The organism is Mycolicibacterium sp. CBM1 (assembly GCF_054073305.1).
Genome location: NZ_JBSXPP010000022.1, coordinates 34,370 through 54,797 on the forward strand (window position 1 = coordinate 34,370; position 20,428 = coordinate 54,797).

Genomic DNA, 20,428 nt, shown 5'->3' on the forward strand with positions numbered 1-20,428 from the left:
GCGTGATCTCACCTTCGGCGGGGCCGCCCGCGCCGTCCGACTTGGGACGATGAAACTCGAGCCGGCCAGCCCGTGCCCAAGCCGGCGCGGCGCGGCGCGGCGCTAGACTTCTCCCGTCGCGGGCGTGATGGAACGGCAGACATGCCGGCTTTAGGTGCCGGTGCTCGAGAGAGCGTGAGGGTTCGAATCCCTCCGCCCGCACTCATGTGAAGGGTGCGTTCTGCGGTCGCCCGACTCCCTCGATGTGGCTCGTGTCACACTGCGCCTCGTTGTCGTCGCAACTCACCTAGTCGATCTAGCTAAATCGCTAGCGTCACTAACTTTGTGTTACTACTGTCGGATGTAGTGCGGCAACGGCGAGCGGAGACCGATGTGATCGAGTGGGGCAGGGTCGTCTACGTCGTGTTCTTCGTGGTGGCCGCGGTGTGGCTGTGCTGGACGGCTGAAGGTTCAGCCCCTGACAAAAACGGGAGTCCCCATGATTGACCCGGTTATGACCTCGATCGACCTCATCCGCTACGCCATCGGCGACCAGGTGCGCGCGCTCGGCGGCGACGACGTCGACGTGGATCGGATCGCCACCTCGGCCGCGTACGCCGTGTTTATCGGCGCGGCCGCCGACGCCATGCGCGGTTGATTTACGCTGCCGCCGCTGTGCTCGTGAGAGCGGCCGACGTGTATTCGCTGCGATAGTGCTCAGCATGAAAAGGTTGGCTGTTTACGTCTGCTTGCCATGTTGATCAATTCTTGGGCGTCAGATCCAGGAGGTGTCGCGCAGCAACGAATCGGGCTCTCTGGCTGGCGGACTCGGGTAGGCAAGCGTTCGGGCATCCACGCCACTCATGAAATCCACGTGCCGGGGCGGCGGCCACGGGATTGATCTTGACTCTCCAGCTAAGGTATCAATATTAACTGAAGCGGCGTTGGTCCGTCGACGCAGGGGAGAGGCGAGGTGTGCTGGTGAGCATCGACACCCTGGTGTGGATCGCGAAGTCGATTCCGGCGGATAGCTGGCTGATCCTGTCGCTTCTCTCGGGCGCTGTTGTGGTCGGGCTGCACTCCGTGTTCGCCCATCTCGGAGAGCCCGACGGCACTGCCGACACCGGAGAAACCGTCGACGATCAGAAGATGTCAGGGCGCTGACGGGGACGGCCGGAGTGGCCGGCCCGAATCCTGCTGACTCGCAGGCTCAGATCATCTCCCTGGCGGTGAGCCACCGCATGATCGGCCAGCCGGCAAACACCGGCAGCCAGCACGTCAGTACCCGATAGAGCAGCACCGAGGGCACCCCGACGGCAGCGGGCACTCCGAAGGCGGCGAGCCCACCGATGAGCGCCGCCTCCACCGCACCCACACCGCCGGGGGTCGGCGCGGCCGACGCCAGGGTGCCGCCGACCATCGTCACCACGGTCACCGTGACGAACGTCGTGCCACCACCGAACGCCTCGACACTGGACCACAGTGCCAGCGCAGCGCCGAGAGTGGTTGCGGCGCAACCCAGGACGATCAGGGCCAGCCGCTTGGGCTCACGCATCAACTCGAGCAGCTCGCCGCCGACCTCCTTGAGTTTCGGGCGCAGCGCGGTGCCCAGCCAACGGCGCAGCCGGGGGACGAACAGCACGGTTCCCAGTGCGCCCAGGGCGACACCGCCGATCAGATAGAGCAGCGTGGCGTCGGGCACGAAGTGCGACAGGTCGGCCGACGCGCCGGCGGCGACGCTGAAGAAGATGAGCAGTGCTACGTGGGTGATCACCTGCACCGACTGCTGCAGCGCCACCGCTGCGGTGGCGCGCAGGGTGCCCAGCCCGCCCTTCTGCAGGAAGCGGGTGCTCAGTGCCAGACCACCGACGCCGGCCGGGGTGGTGGTGGCGGCGAAGGTGTTGGCGAACTGCATGATGACCAGGTTGCGAAAACTCACCATGCCCGACGCGCACGCCCACAACGCCGCGGCCGCACCGACATACGTCAGCGCCGAGACCGCTAGACCGAGCAGCGCCCACCACCAGTTCGCGGTGCGCAGCTCGCTGAAGAAGGTCGGCACCGTGCTGATGAACGGATAGGCGACGTACACCAGCGCCACCAGCAGTACCAGCTGGATCACCTGCTTGCGGGTGAAGCGGGTGATGGTCTCCGCCTTGATCTCCGCAGCCCCGGTCTGGCGCTTCACCTCGTCGCGTGCCGCGCTCATCACAGCCTTGGGATCGTCGACCGTTTTACGGATCCGGGCGGGTAGCGCCGCCCTGGTGAGTCGCCGGGAGGCACTGAGCACGGTGTCCTTGCCGAGTGCCTCGACGGCCGCGCTCACGGCCGCTTCGGCGCCGAACCGGTCGGTCGTGGTCACCAGCAGCTGGGCGATGTCGGACTGGAGTTGCTCCTCGGTCGCCCCGTATTCGGAGTTGCCGAAGCCGCCGAACAACACCTTGCCCGACTCGACGGTCATCGCCTTCAAGCGCAGGTCGCCATGCGAGATCTGATGGCGATGCAGCACACCCAGCGCTCCCCACACCGGCGCCACCAAACCGTCGAGGGAGCTGTCGCCGACCGGCGTCCCCACCGGTGGCGTGTGCGCGTACAGCGTCCAGCCGCGCTCCAGAGCGGCGACGGCCATCGTGGTGGTGTTGGACACCCCGAGATCACCGACGGCGATCGTCATCAACGCCCGATGCTCGACGGCGCGCCGCATCGAGGCCTGCAGCGGTGCGGTCTCGGCGCCGCGCAAGATGAGCCAGCGCCAGAATTGGCGCATAGCCCCGCCGCTGCGCTGGTTGGGTCCGTACATTTCGACGACGACGCGAGCATCGGTGTCATCGGTGGCCGACAGCTCAAGGGGGCCATGCCCGGCGGGGCGCACCACCGTCATCGCGGTCACCAGGAAGGCGCGTCGCGACAACGCCCGTACCGCGCCGTCGAGGGGCACCTCCAGTGCCGGTGTGCCCACCACCCACACCGTCAGCGCACCGACGAACCAGCCCACCGCCAGGCCGAGCAGTGAGCGGGCCGGCACCACCGCGCTGACCACCAGGTGGATCGGGACGAACGCGAGCAGCAGCGTCCACCACCACCGGCGCCAGCGCGACGGCAGCCACGGACCCGACACGGTCAGCACGGCGGCCAGCATCGCGATCCAGCGGGGGTCGTCGAGGAACTGCGACAGCGTCGTCGAGAGCCGCTCGGAGAGGTCGAAGTGCCAGCGCGGTGCGGCGATGCCGTTGCCCGAGATGGACAGGGAGAACACCGCCAGGAATGCTGCGGCGGCGTAGGCGGCGAACAACTTCCACTGCCGGGCGGCGATCAGACCGATCAGGATCATGAAGGGCAACGCCAGGATCGCCAGGCCGTAGGCAAGGTAGACCAGATTGGACTGGGTCGGGGTGAGCACTCCGACGATCCGGGACACCGATTTCTCCAGGCCCACCCAGTCGTTGCGGGTGATCAGGGAGCTGGTGACCACCACCACCAGGACGACGGTCGCCAGGCTGAGCCGCACGATGTCATTGGTGCGGCGGGTCAGCGGTTGCAGCACGTTTCCCGAGACGGCAACCTCACGCCCGTCTATTCGCATTGCTGACCATTCCCTGTACGACTGTCGGTGCCGCTTCGGCTGCGGCTGCGGCCAAACCTATCCCGAGTTTCGGGCCTCGGGACTCATTGGCGCCCGTGTGCGCGGGTCAGCCGAACCCGGTCAGACGAAGCCGATGTAACCCAGCAGGGCGGCCGCGCCCACCACGATCAGGGGGTTGGTGTCGGTGCGGACGAAGATCAGCGTCGCGACGCCGGTGATCAGATACGCCCGCCAGTCGTGGTCGGCGGCGCGGCTCATCACCAGCGAACTCGCCAGGATCAAGCCGACGGTCAGGGGGGCGAACCCCTTCTCCACCGCGGCGCGCAGCTTCGACTTCTCCGCCTTCTGCCACGAGACGGTGATCAAATACATCAGCGTTGCAGCGGGCACGATCATCGCCACGGTCGCGACCACGCCCCCGAGAATCCCGCCGAGGACACCGGCGACGCCGAGCCCGGCCGCGTAGCCCACCAGCGCCACGATCAGGATGCTGGGTCCCGGGGCGGCCTGCGAGATCGAGAAGACGTCGGCGAACTGTGAGTTGGTCAGCCAGTGGTGCCCGGTGACCGCCTGCAGGTGCATGTCGGGCAGGACGGTGTTGCCGCCGCCGATCGACAGCAGCGACAACGAGCCGAACATGCCGATGAGGGCCAGGAAGGTCTTCATGCCTGTGCGCGCTTCCGGGGCCACGCCCAGATCAGGCTCAACGGCGCCAGGATCGCCAGCGTCTCCAGCAGTGGCCAGCGCAGCACTCCGTTGATCACGAACGCCGCCGCGAAGAACACGATGGGCACCATGCCGGTGAGGCATTTCTTGCCGGTCTTGATCACCATCGTCAGGGTCAGCGCCACAGCAGCGGCCGAAGCCCCGTGCAGAGCCCCCTTGACCGCCGGTATCTCCTTGAAGGTGAAGTAGACGAAAGCCAGCGCCAGCACGATCGAGACGGGGACCAGGCACAGCCCGACCAGGGCCGAGATCGCTCCGGGGATACCTTTGAGCTTGGCACCGACGAAGACCGCCAGGTTCACCTGGTTGGCGCCGGGCACGATCCGGCACATGGTCATGGCGCTGAGGAACTCCTGTTCACCCATCCACTTCTTCTGGGCGACGACCACCTCCCGCGACCACGCCGAGAGGCCACCGCCGAACGACGCCAGCGCGATGTGGTTGAAGGTCAGTGCGATCTCCAGCAGCGAGACCTTCGCCACGGTGGGTGCGGGCTCACTCATGGACCAGGTCGTTGTCGTGCGGGAAGTCGTCTTCTTCGGGGGGCCGGTTCTGCTCCAGCGGATCCGGCGGCTCGTAATGGTGCGAGATGTCCCAGTCGCTGGTGAAGACCTCCCGCAGCCGGCTGACGACTTCGGGATCGTCGATCGTGATGCCCAGTTCCCGGCGCAGGTCGAAGGCGCTGCGGTCGATGTTCATCGAGCCGACCAGGGCGCTGACGTCGTCCACGATCAACAGCTTGGCGTGCACCCGCAGGTTCTTCTGCTTGCGGACCTTGACTCCGAACCTGCCCAGCGTGCGCAGCGATGCGAAGGTGTCGAGGATGTCCCACTCGCTGATGCCGTGTTTGCCGCCGCAGAGCACCTTGACCTTGACTCCGCGGTGCGCCGCCGCCGCGATGTGGTCGAGGATGACGGCGTCCACATATTTCGGGTGCTGGATGTAGAGGCGCCGCTGCGCGGTGTCGATGAAGCGCGCCATGTGGTAGCGCGAGTTCGAGTTGCTCCAGAGCAGACCCTCATAGGTCGGGGGAGTGAAGTCGCGATGTTGCCAGTCGGCGTTGAACACCTCGACGATCTGCGCCACGTGCAGCGGATCCTGGGTGACGATTCCGTAGTCGCGGGTCAGGGTGAAGTACTTTGCCATCAGGTTGTACGTGGCGACCATCGCCGCCTTCTCGTCGACCACGATCGACTTTTCATGCGTGACATAGAATTTCGGGCTCGACCACTGGACGTCGATGCCGGCGGCCTTCAATTGCTCATAAGTCTCGTCATTAGCCCGGTCGCCCCCGGACCGCTGTGGGTTCAGCATGACCCGCACGTCGACCCCGGCCTTTTTGCGGTCGATCGCGGCCTCGAGCAGGCTCGGCTCAGTGAAGGTGAATTGCTTTATCAGCAGCGAGGTTTGCGCGCTCGACATGAACTCGCGGACCGGGTCCAAACCGTCGTCGGGCTCGACGATCAGGCGCGGGGGATTAGCAGGCATAAGACCCGGATGCTAGCACCGCAACCTCGGTAACAGTTTGCCGTTAAGTGAATGTTGGGCGCGTCGTCGCCGAGCGTTGCCGCCGGTGTCAGGGCGCCGGTTGGTCAGGCTCGGCCTGGCCCAACAGTGCACCGCTGAGGGCGCCGGCGGCGTACATCTCGTGCAGGCGGCGTAGGAACGCCAGCCGTCCGGTGCCGGGGTCCTCGGGCGAGGGACCCAGCCCGCCCGCTTGCACACCCTGCCCGGGTGCGGCTGGAGCGACGTTCTGCGCCAGCAGATATTGGCTGTCGAAGGCATTGAGGGCCGGGCCCGTGACGGCAGTGGGATCACCCGGCGCCGATGGAACAGCGTTCTGGCCCAGGATCAGCCCCGGTGCGTAACCGGCAAGGTCGGGCAGCCCGAGCGGGCCGGCCGGCTGCGCGCCGCTCTGTGCCAGCGCGGTGCCGACACCCGCCACGGGCGGCGCTGATCCGGCTGGCGGCGCGGTCGCCGGATCGACGATCACCGGATCCGCCGGGGACGGGTCGGCGACCGCCGGCGACGGCCACGCAAGCATGACGCCGGCTACCAGTGTCGCGGCCAGCGGCACCATCGGCCTACGTTGTGTCATCGCGACTGCCTCCCGCCGGATCCGCTCCTCGTCGACACGGTAGTACGCGACGAGCGCCGGGCCGGCGGATTTTCGATCAGGCCGGCGGAGGCGGCGGCAGAAGCGCAGGATCGGCCGACGCGGCGGGCAGCGCCGGATCCGGTGGCGGCGGTGAATCGGGCAGGAACTGCTCGGGTCCGGCCGGGATGTTGGTGCCGGGTGGGGGTGCGGTCCCGGGCAGCGGCTGGCCGAGTTGGTCGGCAGGCATGCGGCCCAGGGCGCCGTGAAGCATCGCGTGGACGCCCTTGTAGGCATCGACTCGGGCGAACGGTCCGGGAACACCAGGGGCAAGCTGATACGGCGACGTCTGGTCCGGTGTGGGCACGCGGTAGTTCTGCGGCATCAACATCTGAGCGCCGTCAAGGATGTCGACGCTTGGCGGCGAGGCTGGGGCCGTGCCGGCCACGGCCGGGGTCGGCGTCTGGCCGAGCAGCAGTTGCTGGCCGGCATCGCCCGCGATGTAGTTCGCGAACCCGTTGAGCGAGTCCGAGATTGCCGCCTGCGGGGGCAGCAGTCCCTGCGCAGGTGGCGGCGGCGCGGGGTCGACGGGTAGGGCCGGGTCGACCGGCGGCGGGTCGGCGACGGCGGTCGCTGTCGCTGCGACCGCCGCCCCGACCGTCAGCACGGCCGCCGCCGCACCCGTGATGAGTGTTCTGTTCAGAAGGTGCATCAGGGCGTCAGAACACCTTGGCGATGCCGTAGTAGGCGACGATGTCGTCGGCATCGGTACCCGAACTGGTCAGCACCGCGTACGAGCGCAGCGTCGATGCGCCGACGCAGTTGTCGATCTTGATGTGGATGTCCTTGAGGGTGACGCGGGCCGACGTGCCCTTGAACGACTTCTTGTCGACAACCACGTTGGTGATGGTTCCCGGCCGGGGATCGACCTCGATCTGCCCCTGGACGGGGAAGCTGATCGTTCCGGGTAGCGACAAGCCCGAGCTGCTGAGGCTGGCGTTACCCAAGCTGGCGCCGACCGAGCCGATGAGCTTGACCTTGTCCATCTCGACGCCGCAGCCGATCTGGTAGCCGGCCTCAAGTGTTCCCCCGGCAACCGAGCCGGTGGTGGTGCCGGTGAAGGTGCCACCGACCACCCAGTCACGCGAGGACAGCGACGTGGTCAAAGGTGCTACCGGCAGCTGGATCTCGTCCTTGGCGACGACCGTCAACGTCCGGCCGTCCGGGGTCTTCGCGATTCCCGGGACTCCGGACGCGACGGCGCCGTTGTCTGGTGGGGGCGGGGGAGCGCCGGCGTCAGAGACCGGCACCGTGGGGTCGGCCGGCGGATCGGCCAACGCGAGCGGAGCCGCTCCCATCGGGATCAGCAGGCAAACTGCGGCCGCGGTGGCAAAGCGATGCAACATGTCGTGTCGGCGCCTTCCGTCTGAAACTCACTGGTGGTATTTCTGGGCAAATCATCGATCGAGGGGGTGTTCGCGCGGTGAGCACAGCGGCAACGCGCGGCACCTTCGAAATTGCTCCACCGGAACCCTCGCTAAAGGCTTCGGGTGGTGCGGATCGGCTGCCCCTCAACCCACTTCGCCGGTGGGCAGCCGATCCACGAGAACGACAGTATGGAGTTGTAACTAAACGGCTTTGGTAACGCCGAGATAGGTCACCACGTCGTCGGTGTTGTCGGTCGAGCTAGTCAGTGTCGCGTAGGAGCGGATGAAGGACTGCCCCGCGCAACCGTCGATCTTGATGCGGAATCCGGTGATCGACACCCGCGGGTTGGTGCCCTTGAACGACTTCTTGCCTACCGGAACGATGTTCACGACACCGGGCTTGAGGTCGATCTTCATCTGGTAGGCCGCTGAGAGCCCGAGGGTGACCGGCAGCAGCGAGCCGTTCACGAAGGGGATGCCGACGCCGGGGGTGATGCCGCCGGTGGCGATCGACTCGATGTCGTCCTGGATGATGCCGCAGCCGATCTGGTAGCCGGCCTCCAAGGTGCCGCCGGCCAGTTTAGTGTCGCCCGAACCCGTCACCGATCCGGTGAAAGTTCCGTCGACCAGGTACTCGCGAGACCAGGGGGAGTTCGTCAGGGAAGCCACCGGCTCCATGGACTCGTCCTTACCGGAGACGTTGAGCACCCACCCATCGGGGGTGTTGAGCACACCGGCCGGACCTGAGGGTACCGGCCCGGCCGGTCCGCCGGGCGCCGGGACGGCGTTGGCGACGGGCGCCACATTGGGGTCGGCCGGCGGGTCGGCCAGCGCGATAGGAGCCGCTCCTGTCGGGACCAGCAGGCATAATCCGGCCAGTGCGGCAAAGCGTTTCAACATGTCGTGTTGGCGCCTCTCGTCGTCGGTGTCCACGGTGTCGTTCGGTGGAATCATTGAGTCGGCGAGTGTCGCAATGGTAAACACCCCACCAACAGTTCCCGCCGGATTGCCATCTACCGGGCGTCATTTCGTTATGCGGTTGATGCAAGCGGCTTGTCGTCCTGGACGTCCCGGGTCCGATGGGTGCCGGGGTGCAGATGACATCGGATGGATCCCCCGGCGGTGCTCGGTGTTGGTCGCCCGTTCACCATTCGGACAGCAGCCCGACCGATCATGGCTTGGCCTGACCCTGAGGAGCCCTGAGGCTGCGGGTCCGCTTAGGCCTGGTTAGGAACTACTTCCAGCCGGACGGTTCGGGGGAGCCACGTTTCAAGGAAGCCCACGACCCAGGAGGAAGCGATGAAATCGTCACGGACATACGCCCGCACGTTGGCGGCCGCGCTGATGGCGTCCGGGCTGACGGTGCTCGCGATACCCAATGCCTCCGCCGATCCGGACGCGCAGACCGAATCTCCTGCTCCCACATCAGACCCCGCCCCGGTCAACGTGTCGGCGGCGACGCCGCCGGACGGCCCGGACATCGGTGCAGTGGCCGACGCATGCAAGCAGTTCGGGGCCGCCCTGGACTTCGCGGCCACGCACTACGAGGACTTCGCTTACGCCACCGCGGGCAGCGGGAACAACGTGAACTATCAGGATCCGAGCGTTGTCGACTCGAATGTCCTGGGCCGCACAGCCTTACGGGAGGCTGCGGCCGCCGGTTTGGCGGCAGCGTCGACGCCGGGGTTGCCCGGTGACGTTGCGGCACCGATGCGCTCGTGGTCATTGCATGCCACAAAGCTCCTTGTGATCATGGGAGTTCGCGGCGGTGGCGACTCATTGAACTCAACCGCCGACGATATGAACACCGACGCCAACAATGCGCAGATGGCCTGCGCGCTGAACGGCGCCCGAGCCTAGTAGCGGACGGGTCGCTCGAATCGCTGCCCGACGAAATTTCCCAGCCCGACGAAATCGGCCCCCTCCTTGCGGAGGGGGCCGATTCCTGTTGGGGGACTGGACTAGCCGCCGTCGCCGCCGGTACCCCCCTTGCCGGGCGTGGATCCCAGCGACCCGCCGCCGAGCTGGCCGGGCTTGCCGCTGGTGGAGCCGCCCTTACCGCCGGTGCCGCCGTTGCCGCCCTTGCCACCGTTGAGCACGCTGGTGCCACCGTTAGCTCCGTTGCCGCCCTTACCGCCCGAACCGGTGGACGCGCCGGTGCCGCCGGTGCCGCCGTTGCCGCCGGCGCCGCCGCTGATCGCGCCGAAACCGCCTTTGCCGCCGGTGCCGCCGGTGCCGCCGGTCGCTCCGGTCGCGCCCTTGCCGCCGCTGCCGCCGCTACCGCCGTTGTTGCCGCCCAGGCCGCCGGCACCGCCGCTACCGCCCGAGCCACCGGTGGTGGCGCCTGCGCCGCCGTCGCCACCGGCCGCGCCGGAGCCGCCATTGCCGGTCAGGCCACCGGTACCACCGGAGCCACCGGAGCCACCATTACCGCCCGCGCCGGTCCCCCCCACACCACCGGAGCCACCGGTTCCGCCCGCGCCGCCGCTACCGGCGACCCTGCCGCCGGTTCCGCCGGTTCCGCCGCTGCCGCCGTTGCCGCCGGTCGCGGTGCCGGCGCCACCCGTGCCGCCGGAGCCGCCGGCGCCACCCGCGGCTGAGCCGTACTGGCCGCCGTTGCCGCCGTTGCCGCCGTTGCCGCCGTCGGTTCCGGCCGCTCCGCCGCTGTACCCGCTACCACCGTTGCCGCCGGCACCCGCGCTGCCGCCACCCACGACCGGCAGGCTGGCTGCGTTGCCGCCGTTGCCGCCGTTGCCGCCGGCCGTGCCGGCCGTCGTGCTGGCGCCGCCGTCGCCGCCCTTGCCGCCGCTACCAGCGAAAAGTCCTGCGCTGCCGCCATTTCCGCCGTCACCGCCGGCGATACCCTTACCGCCGTTGCCCCCGCCGCCGCCGAACAATGCACCGGAGCTGGATGCGCCGGCGAACAAGCCGCCGTTGCCGCCGTTTCCACCCTTACCGCCGTTGATGTCAGCACTCAGGGCATCGCCGCCGTTGCCGCCATTACCGAACAGGCCGGCGCTGCCGCCGTTTCCACCGTTGTAGCCGTTTCCGCCGTTACCCATCAGCAGGCCGCTCTTGCCGCCGTTGCAGGCCGCGCTGGCGCACTGCGTATCGGCAGCGCTGTAGCTGTAGCCGTTGCCGATGAGCAGACCACCGTTGGGATGCTCGGCAGTGCCGTTGCTGACGAAGATCGACACGAAGTCGGCGACCGGGTTGCCGGTGGCCGAGGCGGCCAGTCCGGCCACAGTCGCGGTGGACTTGCCCGACAGCGTGCTCAGGCTGGTGCAGCTGGTCGAGCCGATCTCGCACTCGGCCGACGCCAGCCTGATGGCCGATGCGGTGCTCTGCTGGGGTGTATCGGTGATGGCGAACAAGACGCCCGCGCCCACCATCGCCGCACCGGCGACGCCCGTCGTGACGAAGCTCGGCGCTGCCACGCGTGGCGATTTCTTGCGGTGTTTGGACAAGATCGGAATTCCCTTCAAAAGAAGACGTTCCGCCGGCGATTGCGGCGAGTTGTCACTGCAGGAGAATCCAATGAGACAACCCTTACCCTGGACTGGCGCCCACTTGGCTCATTGCCGAACTTCATCCAAACGCCAACTGAACTCGAGCTTGCAGGACCGCCGTGAGGGCTACTTGCAGAGCTCGACGAGCCGATTGCTGGCCGCTTGGGCATCTTGGAGGCGAGCGGCCTGAGCAGGATCGGTGTTGGTTACACCGGCGAGCGCGTTCATCGAGATGTCCTGCAATCCCGCGGCGAAGCGGCGCATCGTCTCGGCCAACTCCGCCGGCGTCGCGGAACTGACATGGGCCAACAGGTAGGTCGCGCCCCCGGCCATCGCCAATCGGGCGTTGGCGGCAACACCTTGCACCGCCGCCGGGTCGCTGCCGGCGTCGGCGTGCGTCTGTAGCGACACCGCGGCACTCACGGTCCGGTAGGCGTCGCAGGCAGCGGCCTTCGGATCGCCGGGCTGCGACTCGACGCCGGCCGGCGGTGGCGTCGCCGGCATGGTCGGCTGCGGGCGCAGCACCGCCCAGCCAGCGGCGGCCACAGCGATCAGTGACAGCGTGAGAGCCGCTGGGCCCATCCAGCGCGGCGCCGATCTAAAGTCGTGGGCGGAGTGATGAGAAGCGGGCGACGCTTCCGGCTTCTGGGTCGGCTCCGGCATGCCAAGGATCCTAACCACGGCCGCTGGCAGCGCTGCGCGCGTAGGCTCCAAGACAAGATGACGGGTGCGACGACGTGATACCGCGGCTGCGGCGACTGGTTACTCACATGGTGGGGGCTGTCGTGGCGGTGGCGGGTGTCCTTATCGCCAGTCCGGCAGCCGTCGCCGACAGTTGCCCACCTGGGCATGCCACCAATCAGTACACCGGTCAGTGCTATCTGAAAGGCAGCGCTCCCACGATCAACGGCGTGCCGTGCGTGGCCAGCAATCTTGGCCTGTGCCAATCATTTCGGCAGAACCAGCAGCCGCCGCGCAAGCCCTACACGGCGATCGGCTAGGTGCGGGTCACTGTCCGGGTGATCAGTCGTTGCACCCAGTTGGGTGTCACCTGAGACATCGCGGCGAAGACCTGCGTCTGGCGTCCGACGGGGTAGTGCACCCTGGCCGGCCCGCGTCGTCGACGGGTGGCCGCGTACACCGCGGCGGCCACATCGCTCGGTTCAAGGTTCACCCCCAGGGACTTGGTGCTGCCGGTCTCGACACCGGCGGTCATGGCCGTCTTGACGAACAGTGGCCATATGGCCAGCACCCGGATCCCGTAGCGGCGCCACTCGAGCTCGAGTGCCTCGGTCAGCGCGCGCAGGGCGAACTTGGTGGCCGAGTAGGTGGCGAGTTCGGGCTGGCCGTAGATCGCCGACGCCGAGCACATGTTGACCACCTGGGCGTTCGGGGTGTCCCGCAGATAGGGGAACGCGGCGTGCAGCCCGGCCAACGCGCCGTAGAAGTTGATGTCGACCATCTGCCGGTGCGTGCTCAGCGCGACATCCTGGAAAGCGCCCGTCGTCAGCACCCCGGCGTTGTTGACCAGGATGTCCAGTTGTCCTGAGCTGCCGGTGAATTCGGCTAAGCGGACCGCCCATTGGTCGGCGTCGGTGACGTCGAGTCGCCCGACGACAACCTCGCCGCCGTGATCGGCGATCTCATCGCGGACGGCAGCCAAGCCGTCGAGGTCGATGTCGTAGGCGCCGACGCGGTACCCGTGTCGCGCAAACGTCAGGGCAATCGCCCGGCCGATGCCGGCCGCGGCGCCGGTGACGAAGACGGCCCCGGCCGGCACCGCTAGACCACTCTCAGCTTCGGTGGTGCGACCCGGGGCTGCGGATCGAGCCGGGTGTTGGCCGCCGCCATGGCGGTGTCGACGCGGGCGGCGGCACTCTGGCACGCGGCGGTGGCCTTGCGGCCAACGCCGTCGAGGTCGTCGGCGGCGTTGCGCAGATATGCGGTCACCGTCACCCGCAGGCGTTCGCCGGCGAAAGCCAGCCTCTTGCGGAACCGGTCGTCGACCGTCACGGTGACGTAGGGCAGTTCGAGCTTGATCATGTGCGCCTCCCAATGCCGTTGTGTCGAATGTAGACGACCGGCCCAGACATGCTGATCGCGTCGACGGGCCAGTGGCCGGCGTGCCGGCGTCGGCTCGGATCCGAGAACGGCCCGCTCAGTTCCAGCGATGGGACCGGCCCTGCTCGCGGTACCAGTCGATGAGGCCGGGATCGTCGATCGAGCGCGGGTCCAGCGACACGTCGGTGTGCCCCGCGAGGATCGCCGTGACCGGCACTTCGAGTTTCTTGCCGGTGCGGGTATGGGGGATCCCCGGCGCTTCGAGGATCTCGTCGGGCACGTGCCGTGGCGAGAGCTTGGTCCGGATCGCCGAACGGATGGTGGCGATCAGCTCGTCGTCCAGCCTGTGGCCCGGGGTCAGCGTGACGAACAGCGGCATCCAATAGGCGCCGTCCGGGCCGTCGACACCCAGCACGAACGCTTCGGCGACCTCGTCGAGCGCTTCCACCACCTCGTAGATGTCGGCCGAGCCCATCCGGATGCCGTGCCGGTTGAGCGTGGCGTCGCTGCGCCCGTGGATGATCAGCGAACCGGTCTCGGTCACCGTGACCCAGTCGCCGTGCCGCCACACGTTCGGGGGCGCGGCGCCGGTAGCGCCGTCCTCCCACTGGTGATCGAAATATGCTGCGCGGTAGCGGCTTCCATCGTCGTCGTTCCAGAAGCAGACCGGCATCGACGGCATCGGCGTGGTGATCACCATCTCGCCGACTTCGCCGATCAGCGGCTCGCGGCGCGGCGACCAGCTCTGCAGGGCCACCCCGAGGTATCGGGTGGTGAGTTCGCCGGCGACGCCGGGAACACCGGCCGTCCCGCCGGCGAAGGCCGTCACCACGTCGGTGCCGCCGCTGATCGAGGAAACCGTGACGTGCTCGCCGACCTCGTCGTGCACCCAGTCGAACAGATCCGCCGGCAGCGGCGAGCCGGTGCTGCCGATGGTGGCCAGCCGATGCAGGTCGTGGTCGGCGCCCGGATGCAGGCCGGCCTTGCGCCCGGCCTGCAGGTGTCCCGGGCTGGTACCGAAGTAGGTGACCTTCTCGTCTGCGAGGATCTGCCACAACCGATCGGCGTCGGGGTAGAGCGGGTGGCCGCTGTAGCAGATCACCGTCGCCCCGCACATCAGGCCGGCGATCCGGAAGTTCCACATCATCCAGCTCAGCGCCGTCTGCCAGAAGAACACGTCGTCTGGGCCGAGATCGGCATGGAGCACAACGGCTTTGAGGTGTTCGAGCACCACGCCGCCGTGGCCGTGCACGATGCCCTTGGGCTTGCCGGTGGTGCCGGAACTGAACAGCACCCACAGCGGGTGGTCGAAAGCGACGGGGGCGACGTCGGGCTCCACCGGCTCGGCTACCAGATTGCGGTAGCGCTCACCGCCGAGCACCAGCAGATGCGGTTCGCCGGGTAGCAGGTTCAGCAGCTCGGCGGTGTCGGCGCGTTTGTCGATCCAGCGGCCGCCGAGCCGGTAGCCGTCCGCGCTGAACAACACCTTGGGCCCCAGCTGAGCCAGGCGGGCCGCCGCACCTTCGGGGGCGTAGTCCTGCCCGCACGCCGACCACACGGCACCGATCGCGGCGGTGGCGAGGAAGGCGACCATGGCCTCGGCGACGTCGGGTAGGTAGCCGGCCACCCGGTCGCCGGGTTCGACGCCGAGCCGGCGCAGCTCCGCGGCGACCGCCCCGACGTGCCCGGCCAACTCTGTCCAGCCGATCGCGGTGCGGGTGCCGTCCTCGTCGATGCCGACGATCGCGGTACCGGTGCGATTGCGGTGCCGCAGGATCTGGTCGACGTAGTTCAGCCGCACGCCGGGGAACCACCGGGCGCCCGGCATTGCCGCGTCGGCGAGCACGCCGTCCTCGCCGGGCGCGGGGCCGGTGTCGGCGTGCACGTCGAAGTACTCCCAGACCGCGCGCCAGAACTGGCCCGGGTGATCGACCGACCACCGCCACAGCTCGGGGTAACCCCCACCGGGTGCGCCGTGGCGCAGCCCGGCGGTTCGGGCGAATCGGCTCCACTGGGGTTCGGCGTCCCGTTCGGGTCCGTCGGTGCGCGGCACTCCTACGTCCTCTCTCGATTCTTTTTGGCGCCGTCCACGGCGCCTTGGGCCGGTGATGAAAGCTCGCCTAGCAGGGAATACATCCTTTCATGCACACGGCATGTCGCAAACGGTATCGGCATTCTCTTAATCTGCAAGTACGTTATCCAGCGATGGACCACACCGGCCACACATTCGTCGGGACTCCCTCTGCGGCTGGTCGATGGGCCTGCCGACCGCGTCGGCGATCCTCCCATGCCGGGTGCCTTCCCGTTCACCCGCGGCGCTTTCGCCAACGGCTACCGCGGACGGCTGCGGACCTTCCGGCAGTATTCGGGGCTTCGGGACGGCCGAGGAATCGAACCAGCGCTTTCGGTACCTACTCGAGCAGTACCTGGATCTGGCCGCCGGAGCCCTCGCTGCGACTCATCGCCCACACCATCGAGTTCTGCGCCACCGAGAACTCTCGCCGATGGCGTGACCTACTGCGACACGGTCGTCGAAAGCGGCCTCATGGCCATCGACCAGTTCGCTCCGCAGATCTCGTTCTTTCTTCTACACCCACGGCGACTTCTTCGAGGAGATCGCTAAATGCCGTGCGGGACAACGCTATTACCCCTCAAAGCACCCCGGTGGCCCGCATCGAGGCCACCCCGGCGATGACCGTGGCGATGCAGGTGCCGCAGTTTCCGGCCTCGCAGCTGTACGGCGGCGTCATGCCCGCTCGGCGCGCGGACTTCAGCAGGGTTTCGCCGGGACTGGCGGGCACCGTCAACGTCTTACCGTCCAGCGTGATCGTCGCGGTGGCCATGCACTTCACTCCTCCGGTGCCCCTCATTAGCATTCTGCCTAAATGAGAATACTGTTCTCTAGCAACGATAGTATGTTCTCGTCGTCTGAAGCTCCGTCGATGGGATTGGCACTGAACATGTTCGAGCGGATCGCGCCGTGGGCGACGTGACCGTGCTCGCCTTCGAGGACCGTACCTACACGCGATCCCAGGTCGACGCGCTGTCCGCCGGTATGGCCGACGCGTTGGCGCGCCGAGGGGTGCGGGCCGGCCAGCGGGTGGCGTTGATGTCGTCGACGCGGCCAGAGTTCGTCTTCGCCGTCCAGGCCATCTGGCAGCTGGGCGCCACAGCGGTGCTGATCAGTCCGGCATGGAAGGCCGCCGACGTCGGCCACGCGCTGGACGTGGCGGGCACCGACCACGCCGTCGGGGACAATCCGGTGCTGGCCGATGTGATGCCGATGTTCAGCCTGGACGAACCCATCACTCCGGGGGAGCCGACGAGTGTCGAGCCCGACCCCGACGGTGATGCCGTACTGGTCTTCAGCTCCGGGACCACCGGCATGCCCAAAGCCGTCCGACACACCCATCGTTCGCTGGCGGTGGCGGTGCGGCACTGGCGAGCGGCGTTGGGACTGACGGCCGCCGACCGGATGCAGATCATGACACCTCCGTCGCACATCCTCGGCCTGCTCAACATTGCCACCGTCCTGGACGCCGGCGCGTGGATGCGCCTGCACCGCCGGTTCGACATCGACAGCATGCTGCGCCACATCCAGATAGACCGCATCACCGTCGAAATAACCGTCGCGCCAATTGCTTTGGCGATGGCGGCACACCCGAAACTGGACGCCTTCGACCTGTCCTCGCTGCGCTACATGATGTGGTGTGCCACTCCGGTGACCGCCAGTGTCGCCGAGGCGGTGACGCGGCGGACCGGTGTCGGCTGGATCTCCGCCTACGGCACCAGCGAGGTACCGGTCATCGCCTGTTGCCCCCGCGACGCGGCCCGACTGGACACCGTGGGACGGCCCATCCCGCAGGTACGCATCTGCTCGATCGAGACCGGTACGCCGGTCGAACCCGGTGACGTCGGCGAGATCCAGGTGCGCTCGGATTCGGCGATGGCCGGCTATCTGCCGGAGGAAGCGACCGCTGAGGCCTTCATTGACGGTTGGTACCGCACCGGGGACATCGGCTACCTCGACGACGGTTGGCTGCGAATCACCGACCGGCTCAAGGAGATGATCAAGGTGCGCGGCTTCCAGGTGGCCCCGGCCGAGGTCGAGTCCGTGCTCCACGGCCATCCTGCCGTGGCGGACTGCGCGGTGTTCGGGATACCCCACGCCAGAGACGGCGAAGCCGTCGTCGCCGCCGTCGTGACCGCTGAGCCGATCGGTGCCGACGAACTGGACGCGCTGATCACCGAGAAGCTGGCGACCTACAAACGTCCGCGTGAAGTCGTGTTCGTCGCTGAAATCCCGCGCCTGCCATCGGGCAAGGCGTTGCGTCGAGTTCTCAAGGAGCGGTATGGACGTCCGTCTGACCAGTGAGCAGCGGCAGTTGCGCGATGCCGCGGCCCGGCTGGCCGATGATTTCGGCCCCGGTTCGGTCGCCGACCTCGACGACGAAGGTCGGCGGACGCGGCTGGCCAAGACGCTCGACGCCACAGGCTGGCGGTCGCTGCGGTCCGACGGGGCCAGCGGAGTCGAAGTGGCCTTGGTGGCAGAGGAATTCGCCCGCGGGCTGATCGATGTGCCGTTCCTCGGCCCGGTGCTCGCCGACGACCTGTCCCGGCTGGTCGGCCGCACCGTGCCGCCGCCGCCTGCCGCCGGTTACGAGTCAATCGATCTGACCCGAAGCCTGGCCGGGGCGGTCGAATCACCGCCCGAGCTAGCCGAACTGAGTAACGAAGACGCCGAGCGGTGGTACGCGCTCGCGCTGACGATCACCTGCGCCGATCTCGTCGGCGCTACCCGCGGAGCACACACGCTGGCAACCGAATACGCCAAGGTGCGTGAGCAGTACGGTGCGGCAATCGGCTCCTATCAGGCGGTGGCTCACCTGCTGGCTGAGGGTCTCGCACTGATCGAGGGATCGGTCAGCGTGCTGCGCCATGCCGCCTGGGCGATCGACGACTTACCCGCCGACGCGGCGGTCGAGGCCGCCCGGGTAGCCAAAATCTACTGCGCACGCGCGGCATTGACGGTCTGCGAGAACTCGATCCAGGTGCACGGCGGCATCGGCAACACCTGGGAGTGCCTCGCCCATGTCTATCTACGTCGGGTGCTGGCCGCCACCGAGGCCTGGCCCGTCAAGCTGGAGGAGTTGACCATTGGACTTTCGTGATTCCCCGGAAGAGGCCGATTTCCGGGAGCGGCTGCGTGGCTGGCTGAAAGAACAGAAGGGGAAGTTCCCGACGTCGGGCGACGCCTACTGGGCCACGGCGGGGGAGTGGCATCAGGCACTGTATGCCGCCGGGTTTTTCGGCACCTCGTGGCCTTTGGAGTACGGTGGCCAGGGCTTGCCGACGGTATTCGACGTGATCGTCGACGAGGAGATCGCCAAGGCCGGGGCGCCGGCACGGCCGAGTCTCGGTTATCTGGTGGTGGGACTGAGTCATCACGGCAGTGAGGAACTGCGACAGCGATTCCTGCCCGGCATGATCAATGGCACCGAGCGCTGGTGTCAGGGATTCTCCGAGCCGGGCGCCGGTTCGGACTTGGCCGCGCTGACCACGACCGCGACCCGCGACGGCGACGACTACATCATCAACGGTCACAAGGTCTGGACCAGCTATTCCGATTGCGCCGACTGGTGTCTGGTCCTGGCTCGCACGGGCGATGGTGTACCCAAACACATGCCCAAGCACAAGGGCATCTCGGCGTTCATCGTCAGCATGCACCAGCCCGGGATCGTTCAGCGGCCGCTGAAGATGATCAGCGGTGTCACCAAGGAATTCGGTCAGGTCGAATTCGACGGGGCGCGGGTGCCGGCGGCGAATATGGTCGGCGTGCCAGGTGACGGCTGGAAGCTGGCGATGACGGTGGTCGGCCACGAGCGCGAACCATCGACGCTGGGCTATTCGGCGCGCTACGGGAAACTGGTGCGCCAGATGGCATCTCGTGTCGAGGGTCCGGCGCCCGACGAGTTGTCGTGGGCCTGGGTGCAGACCGAGATGCTGCGGCTGCACGTGCGTAGGCGTCTTTGCGAGCAACTCGACGGCATCAAGCACGGACCGGACGGCTCACTGGACAAGTTGCTGATGACCTGGACCGAGCAGTCGGTCGGCCATGCCATCCTGGCGGCCGTCGGCACCGGCGACGAAGAGTTGTTCGGCGCCTACCTCTACAGCCGTGCCCAGAGCGTCATGGGCGGCACGTCACAGATACAGAAGAACATCATTGCCGGACGAATCCTGGGACTGGGAGTTTAACGACATGTACGACATGCCAGACGAAATCGACGTCACGGCTGACGGCCCGCTGCGCATCATCACGCTGAACCGGCCCGAGGAGCTCAACGCCGTCAACGACAACTTGCACGTCGGGCTGGCCAGGATCTGGGCGGCGCTGGGCGAGGACGCCTCCGCACGGGCGGCCGTCATCACCGGTGCGGGCCGGGCGTTCTCCGCGGGCGGTGACTTCACCTATCTCGACGAACTGCGCAACGACGAAGCGCTGCGGCAGAAAACGATCAGACACGGCCGCGACCTGGTGATCGGCATGGTTCGCTGCCGCATCCCGGTCGTCGCAGCCGTCAACGGACCGGCTGTCGGGCTGGGCTGCAGCCTGGCCGCACTCTCCGATGTTGTCTACATGGCCGAGACGGCGTTCTTTGCCGACCCGCACGTCCAGATCGGACTGGTCGCCGCCGACGGTGGCCCGCTGGTATGGGGATCGCAGATCAGCCTGTTGCAGGCCAAGGAATTCGCACTGACCGGCGTGCGTATCCAGGCCCAGCGCGCCGTGGAACTCGGTTTGGCGAATCATGTTGTCGCCGATCCGGTGTCCGAGGCGATCGCGTGCGCGAAGAAACTGATCGAACTGCCGCAGCAAGCGGTCGAGGCCACCAAGCGGCTGATGAACATGCAGCTGGAGAAGTCGGTGATGGCCTCACTCGACTACGCCAACCTCGCCGAGTACGTCTCGTTCGGTACCACCGACTTCAACAGGATCGTCGACGGGCTCGTGGAAAAGTCAGCCAAGAAGTAACCCGTGCGAGGG

21 protein-coding genes, 1 tRNA gene and 2 pseudogenes are annotated in these 20,428 nt (G+C 67.5%); 10 read left to right on the forward strand and 14 right to left on the reverse strand.

Annotated features, from left to right (window positions below; translation table 11 throughout):
- The first annotated feature begins 118 nt into the window (after positions 1 to 118).
- The 3 genes from ACXDF8_RS23635 (at position 119) to ACXDF8_RS23645 (ending at position 1,143) form a co-directional block, all read left to right on the forward strand.
- A tRNA-Leu gene (locus ACXDF8_RS23635) sits at positions 119 to 201 on the forward strand.
- A gap of 292 nt (positions 202 to 493) precedes the next feature.
- A complete protein-coding gene (locus ACXDF8_RS23640; RefSeq protein WP_457225705.1) occupies positions 494 to 637 on the forward strand; it encodes a hypothetical protein in 144 nt (47 codons plus the stop codon).
- Positions 638 to 960: 323 nt separating this feature from the next.
- Positions 961 to 1,143, forward strand: a complete 183-nt coding sequence (locus ACXDF8_RS23645; protein WP_457225706.1) for a hypothetical protein — start codon at positions 961 to 963, stop codon at positions 1,141 to 1,143.
- A 46-nt stretch (positions 1,144 to 1,189) separates the two neighbouring features.
- Here ACXDF8_RS23645 and ACXDF8_RS23650 read toward each other — a convergent pair whose 3' ends face one another.
- The 8 genes from ACXDF8_RS23650 to ACXDF8_RS23685 form a co-directional block, all read right to left on the reverse strand.
- Positions 1,190 to 3,562 carry a lysylphosphatidylglycerol synthase transmembrane domain-containing protein gene (locus ACXDF8_RS23650; protein WP_457225707.1) on the reverse strand — a complete coding sequence of 791 codons (2,373 nt, stop codon included), beginning with the start codon at positions 3,560 to 3,562 and terminating at the stop codon, positions 1,190 to 1,192.
- A 120-nt stretch (positions 3,563 to 3,682) separates the two neighbouring features.
- Positions 3,683 to 4,228: a chromate transporter gene (locus ACXDF8_RS23655; protein WP_457225708.1), complete on the reverse strand. Its 546-nt coding sequence runs from the start codon at positions 4,226 to 4,228 to the stop codon at positions 3,683 to 3,685.
- The gene (locus ACXDF8_RS23660; protein WP_457225709.1) at positions 4,225 to 4,791 is read right to left on the reverse strand and encodes a chromate transporter; all 567 of its coding nucleotides are present in this window, start codon (positions 4,789 to 4,791) and stop codon (positions 4,225 to 4,227) included. The genes ACXDF8_RS23655 and ACXDF8_RS23660 overlap by 4 nt, the downstream gene beginning before the upstream one ends.
- Positions 4,784 to 5,776: a phospholipase D-like domain-containing protein gene (locus ACXDF8_RS23665; protein WP_457225710.1), complete on the reverse strand. Its 993-nt coding sequence runs from the start codon at positions 5,774 to 5,776 to the stop codon at positions 4,784 to 4,786. The genes ACXDF8_RS23660 and ACXDF8_RS23665 overlap by 8 nt, the downstream gene beginning before the upstream one ends.
- Before the next feature lie 88 nt (positions 5,777 to 5,864).
- A complete protein-coding gene (locus tag ACXDF8_RS23670) occupies positions 5,865 to 6,386 on the reverse strand; it encodes a hypothetical protein (protein ID WP_457225711.1) in 522 nt (173 codons plus the stop codon).
- A gap of 76 nt (positions 6,387 to 6,462) precedes the next feature.
- Positions 6,463 to 7,095, reverse strand: a complete 633-nt coding sequence (locus tag ACXDF8_RS23675; protein ID WP_457225712.1) for a hypothetical protein — start codon at positions 7,093 to 7,095, stop codon at positions 6,463 to 6,465.
- 7 nt (positions 7,096 to 7,102) lie between these two features.
- On the reverse strand, positions 7,103 to 7,789 hold the full coding sequence (locus tag ACXDF8_RS23680; RefSeq protein WP_457225713.1) for an MspA family porin: 687 nt from the start codon (positions 7,787 to 7,789) through the stop codon (positions 7,103 to 7,105).
- Positions 7,790 to 8,011: 222 nt separating this feature from the next.
- The gene (locus ACXDF8_RS23685) at positions 8,012 to 8,710 is read right to left on the reverse strand and encodes an MspA family porin (protein WP_457225749.1); all 699 of its coding nucleotides are present in this window, start codon (positions 8,708 to 8,710) and stop codon (positions 8,012 to 8,014) included.
- 399 nt (positions 8,711 to 9,109) lie between these two features.
- Between ACXDF8_RS23685 and ACXDF8_RS23690 the strand changes: the two genes are divergently transcribed.
- A complete protein-coding gene (locus ACXDF8_RS23690) occupies positions 9,110 to 9,670 on the forward strand; it encodes an Rv2240c family protein (protein ID WP_457225714.1) in 561 nt (186 codons plus the stop codon).
- A 101-nt stretch (positions 9,671 to 9,771) separates the two neighbouring features.
- On the opposite strand, the gene ACXDF8_RS23695 is transcribed toward ACXDF8_RS23690, so the two are convergent.
- Positions 9,772 to 11,247 carry a hypothetical protein gene (locus ACXDF8_RS23695; protein WP_457225715.1) on the reverse strand — a complete coding sequence of 492 codons (1,476 nt, stop codon included), beginning with the start codon at positions 11,245 to 11,247 and terminating at the stop codon, positions 9,772 to 9,774.
- Between the two features lie 198 nt (positions 11,248 to 11,445).
- On the reverse strand, positions 11,446 to 11,982 hold the full coding sequence (locus ACXDF8_RS23700) for a hypothetical protein (RefSeq protein WP_457225716.1): 537 nt from the start codon (positions 11,980 to 11,982) through the stop codon (positions 11,446 to 11,448).
- A gap of 107 nt (positions 11,983 to 12,089) precedes the next feature.
- On the opposite strand from ACXDF8_RS23700, the gene ACXDF8_RS23705 reads away from it, so the two are divergent.
- A complete protein-coding gene (locus ACXDF8_RS23705; protein WP_457225717.1) occupies positions 12,090 to 12,320 on the forward strand; it encodes a hypothetical protein in 231 nt (76 codons plus the stop codon).
- Here the strand turns inward: ACXDF8_RS23705 and ACXDF8_RS23710 are convergent.
- The 3 genes from ACXDF8_RS23710 to ACXDF8_RS23720 form a co-directional block, all read right to left on the reverse strand.
- Positions 12,317 to 13,099 carry an SDR family oxidoreductase gene (locus ACXDF8_RS23710; protein ID WP_457225718.1) on the reverse strand — a complete coding sequence of 261 codons (783 nt, stop codon included), beginning with the start codon at positions 13,097 to 13,099 and terminating at the stop codon, positions 12,317 to 12,319. The genes ACXDF8_RS23705 and ACXDF8_RS23710 overlap by 4 nt on opposite strands.
- A gap of 2 nt (positions 13,100 to 13,101) precedes the next feature.
- On the reverse strand, positions 13,102 to 13,362 hold the full coding sequence (locus ACXDF8_RS23715; protein ID WP_457225719.1) for a hypothetical protein: 261 nt from the start codon (positions 13,360 to 13,362) through the stop codon (positions 13,102 to 13,104).
- A gap of 115 nt (positions 13,363 to 13,477) precedes the next feature.
- Entirely contained in the window at positions 13,478 to 15,364 is a 1,887-nt protein-coding gene (locus ACXDF8_RS23720) for an acetoacetate--CoA ligase (RefSeq protein WP_457225750.1), read from the reverse strand.
- Between the two features lie 303 nt (positions 15,365 to 15,667).
- Between ACXDF8_RS23720 and ACXDF8_RS23725 the strand changes: the two are divergent.
- Positions 15,668 to 16,022: pseudogene (locus ACXDF8_RS23725) on the forward strand (methylmalonyl-CoA mutase family protein); the annotation flags it as partial.
- Between the two features lie 12 nt (positions 16,023 to 16,034).
- On the opposite strand, the pseudogene ACXDF8_RS23730 reads toward ACXDF8_RS23725, so the two are convergent.
- Positions 16,035 to 16,256, reverse strand: a pseudogene (locus tag ACXDF8_RS23730) (2Fe-2S iron-sulfur cluster-binding protein); the annotation flags it as partial.
- Positions 16,257 to 16,360: 104 nt separating this feature from the next.
- Here ACXDF8_RS23730 and ACXDF8_RS23735 point away from each other — a divergent pair.
- Genes ACXDF8_RS23735 through ACXDF8_RS23750 form a run of 4 tightly spaced genes read left to right on the forward strand, consistent with a single transcriptional unit; the run spans position 16,361 to position 20,416 of the window.
- Positions 16,361 to 17,755: a class I adenylate-forming enzyme family protein gene (locus ACXDF8_RS23735; RefSeq protein ID WP_457225720.1), complete on the forward strand. Its 1,395-nt coding sequence runs from the start codon at positions 16,361 to 16,363 to the stop codon at positions 17,753 to 17,755.
- On the forward strand, positions 17,733 to 18,551 hold the full coding sequence (locus ACXDF8_RS23740; RefSeq protein ID WP_457225721.1) for an acyl-CoA dehydrogenase family protein: 819 nt from the start codon (positions 17,733 to 17,735) through the stop codon (positions 18,549 to 18,551). Before ACXDF8_RS23735 ends, ACXDF8_RS23740 begins: the two co-directional genes overlap by 23 nt.
- The gene (locus ACXDF8_RS23745) at positions 18,538 to 19,638 is read left to right on the forward strand and encodes an acyl-CoA dehydrogenase family protein (protein WP_457225722.1); all 1,101 of its coding nucleotides are present in this window, start codon (positions 18,538 to 18,540) and stop codon (positions 19,636 to 19,638) included. The genes ACXDF8_RS23740 and ACXDF8_RS23745 overlap by 14 nt, the downstream gene beginning before the upstream one ends.
- Positions 19,639 to 19,642: 4 nt before the next feature.
- On the forward strand, positions 19,643 to 20,416 hold the full coding sequence (locus tag ACXDF8_RS23750) for an enoyl-CoA hydratase/isomerase family protein (RefSeq protein WP_457225723.1): 774 nt from the start codon (positions 19,643 to 19,645) through the stop codon (positions 20,414 to 20,416).
- Positions 20,417 to 20,428 lie beyond the last annotated feature (12 nt).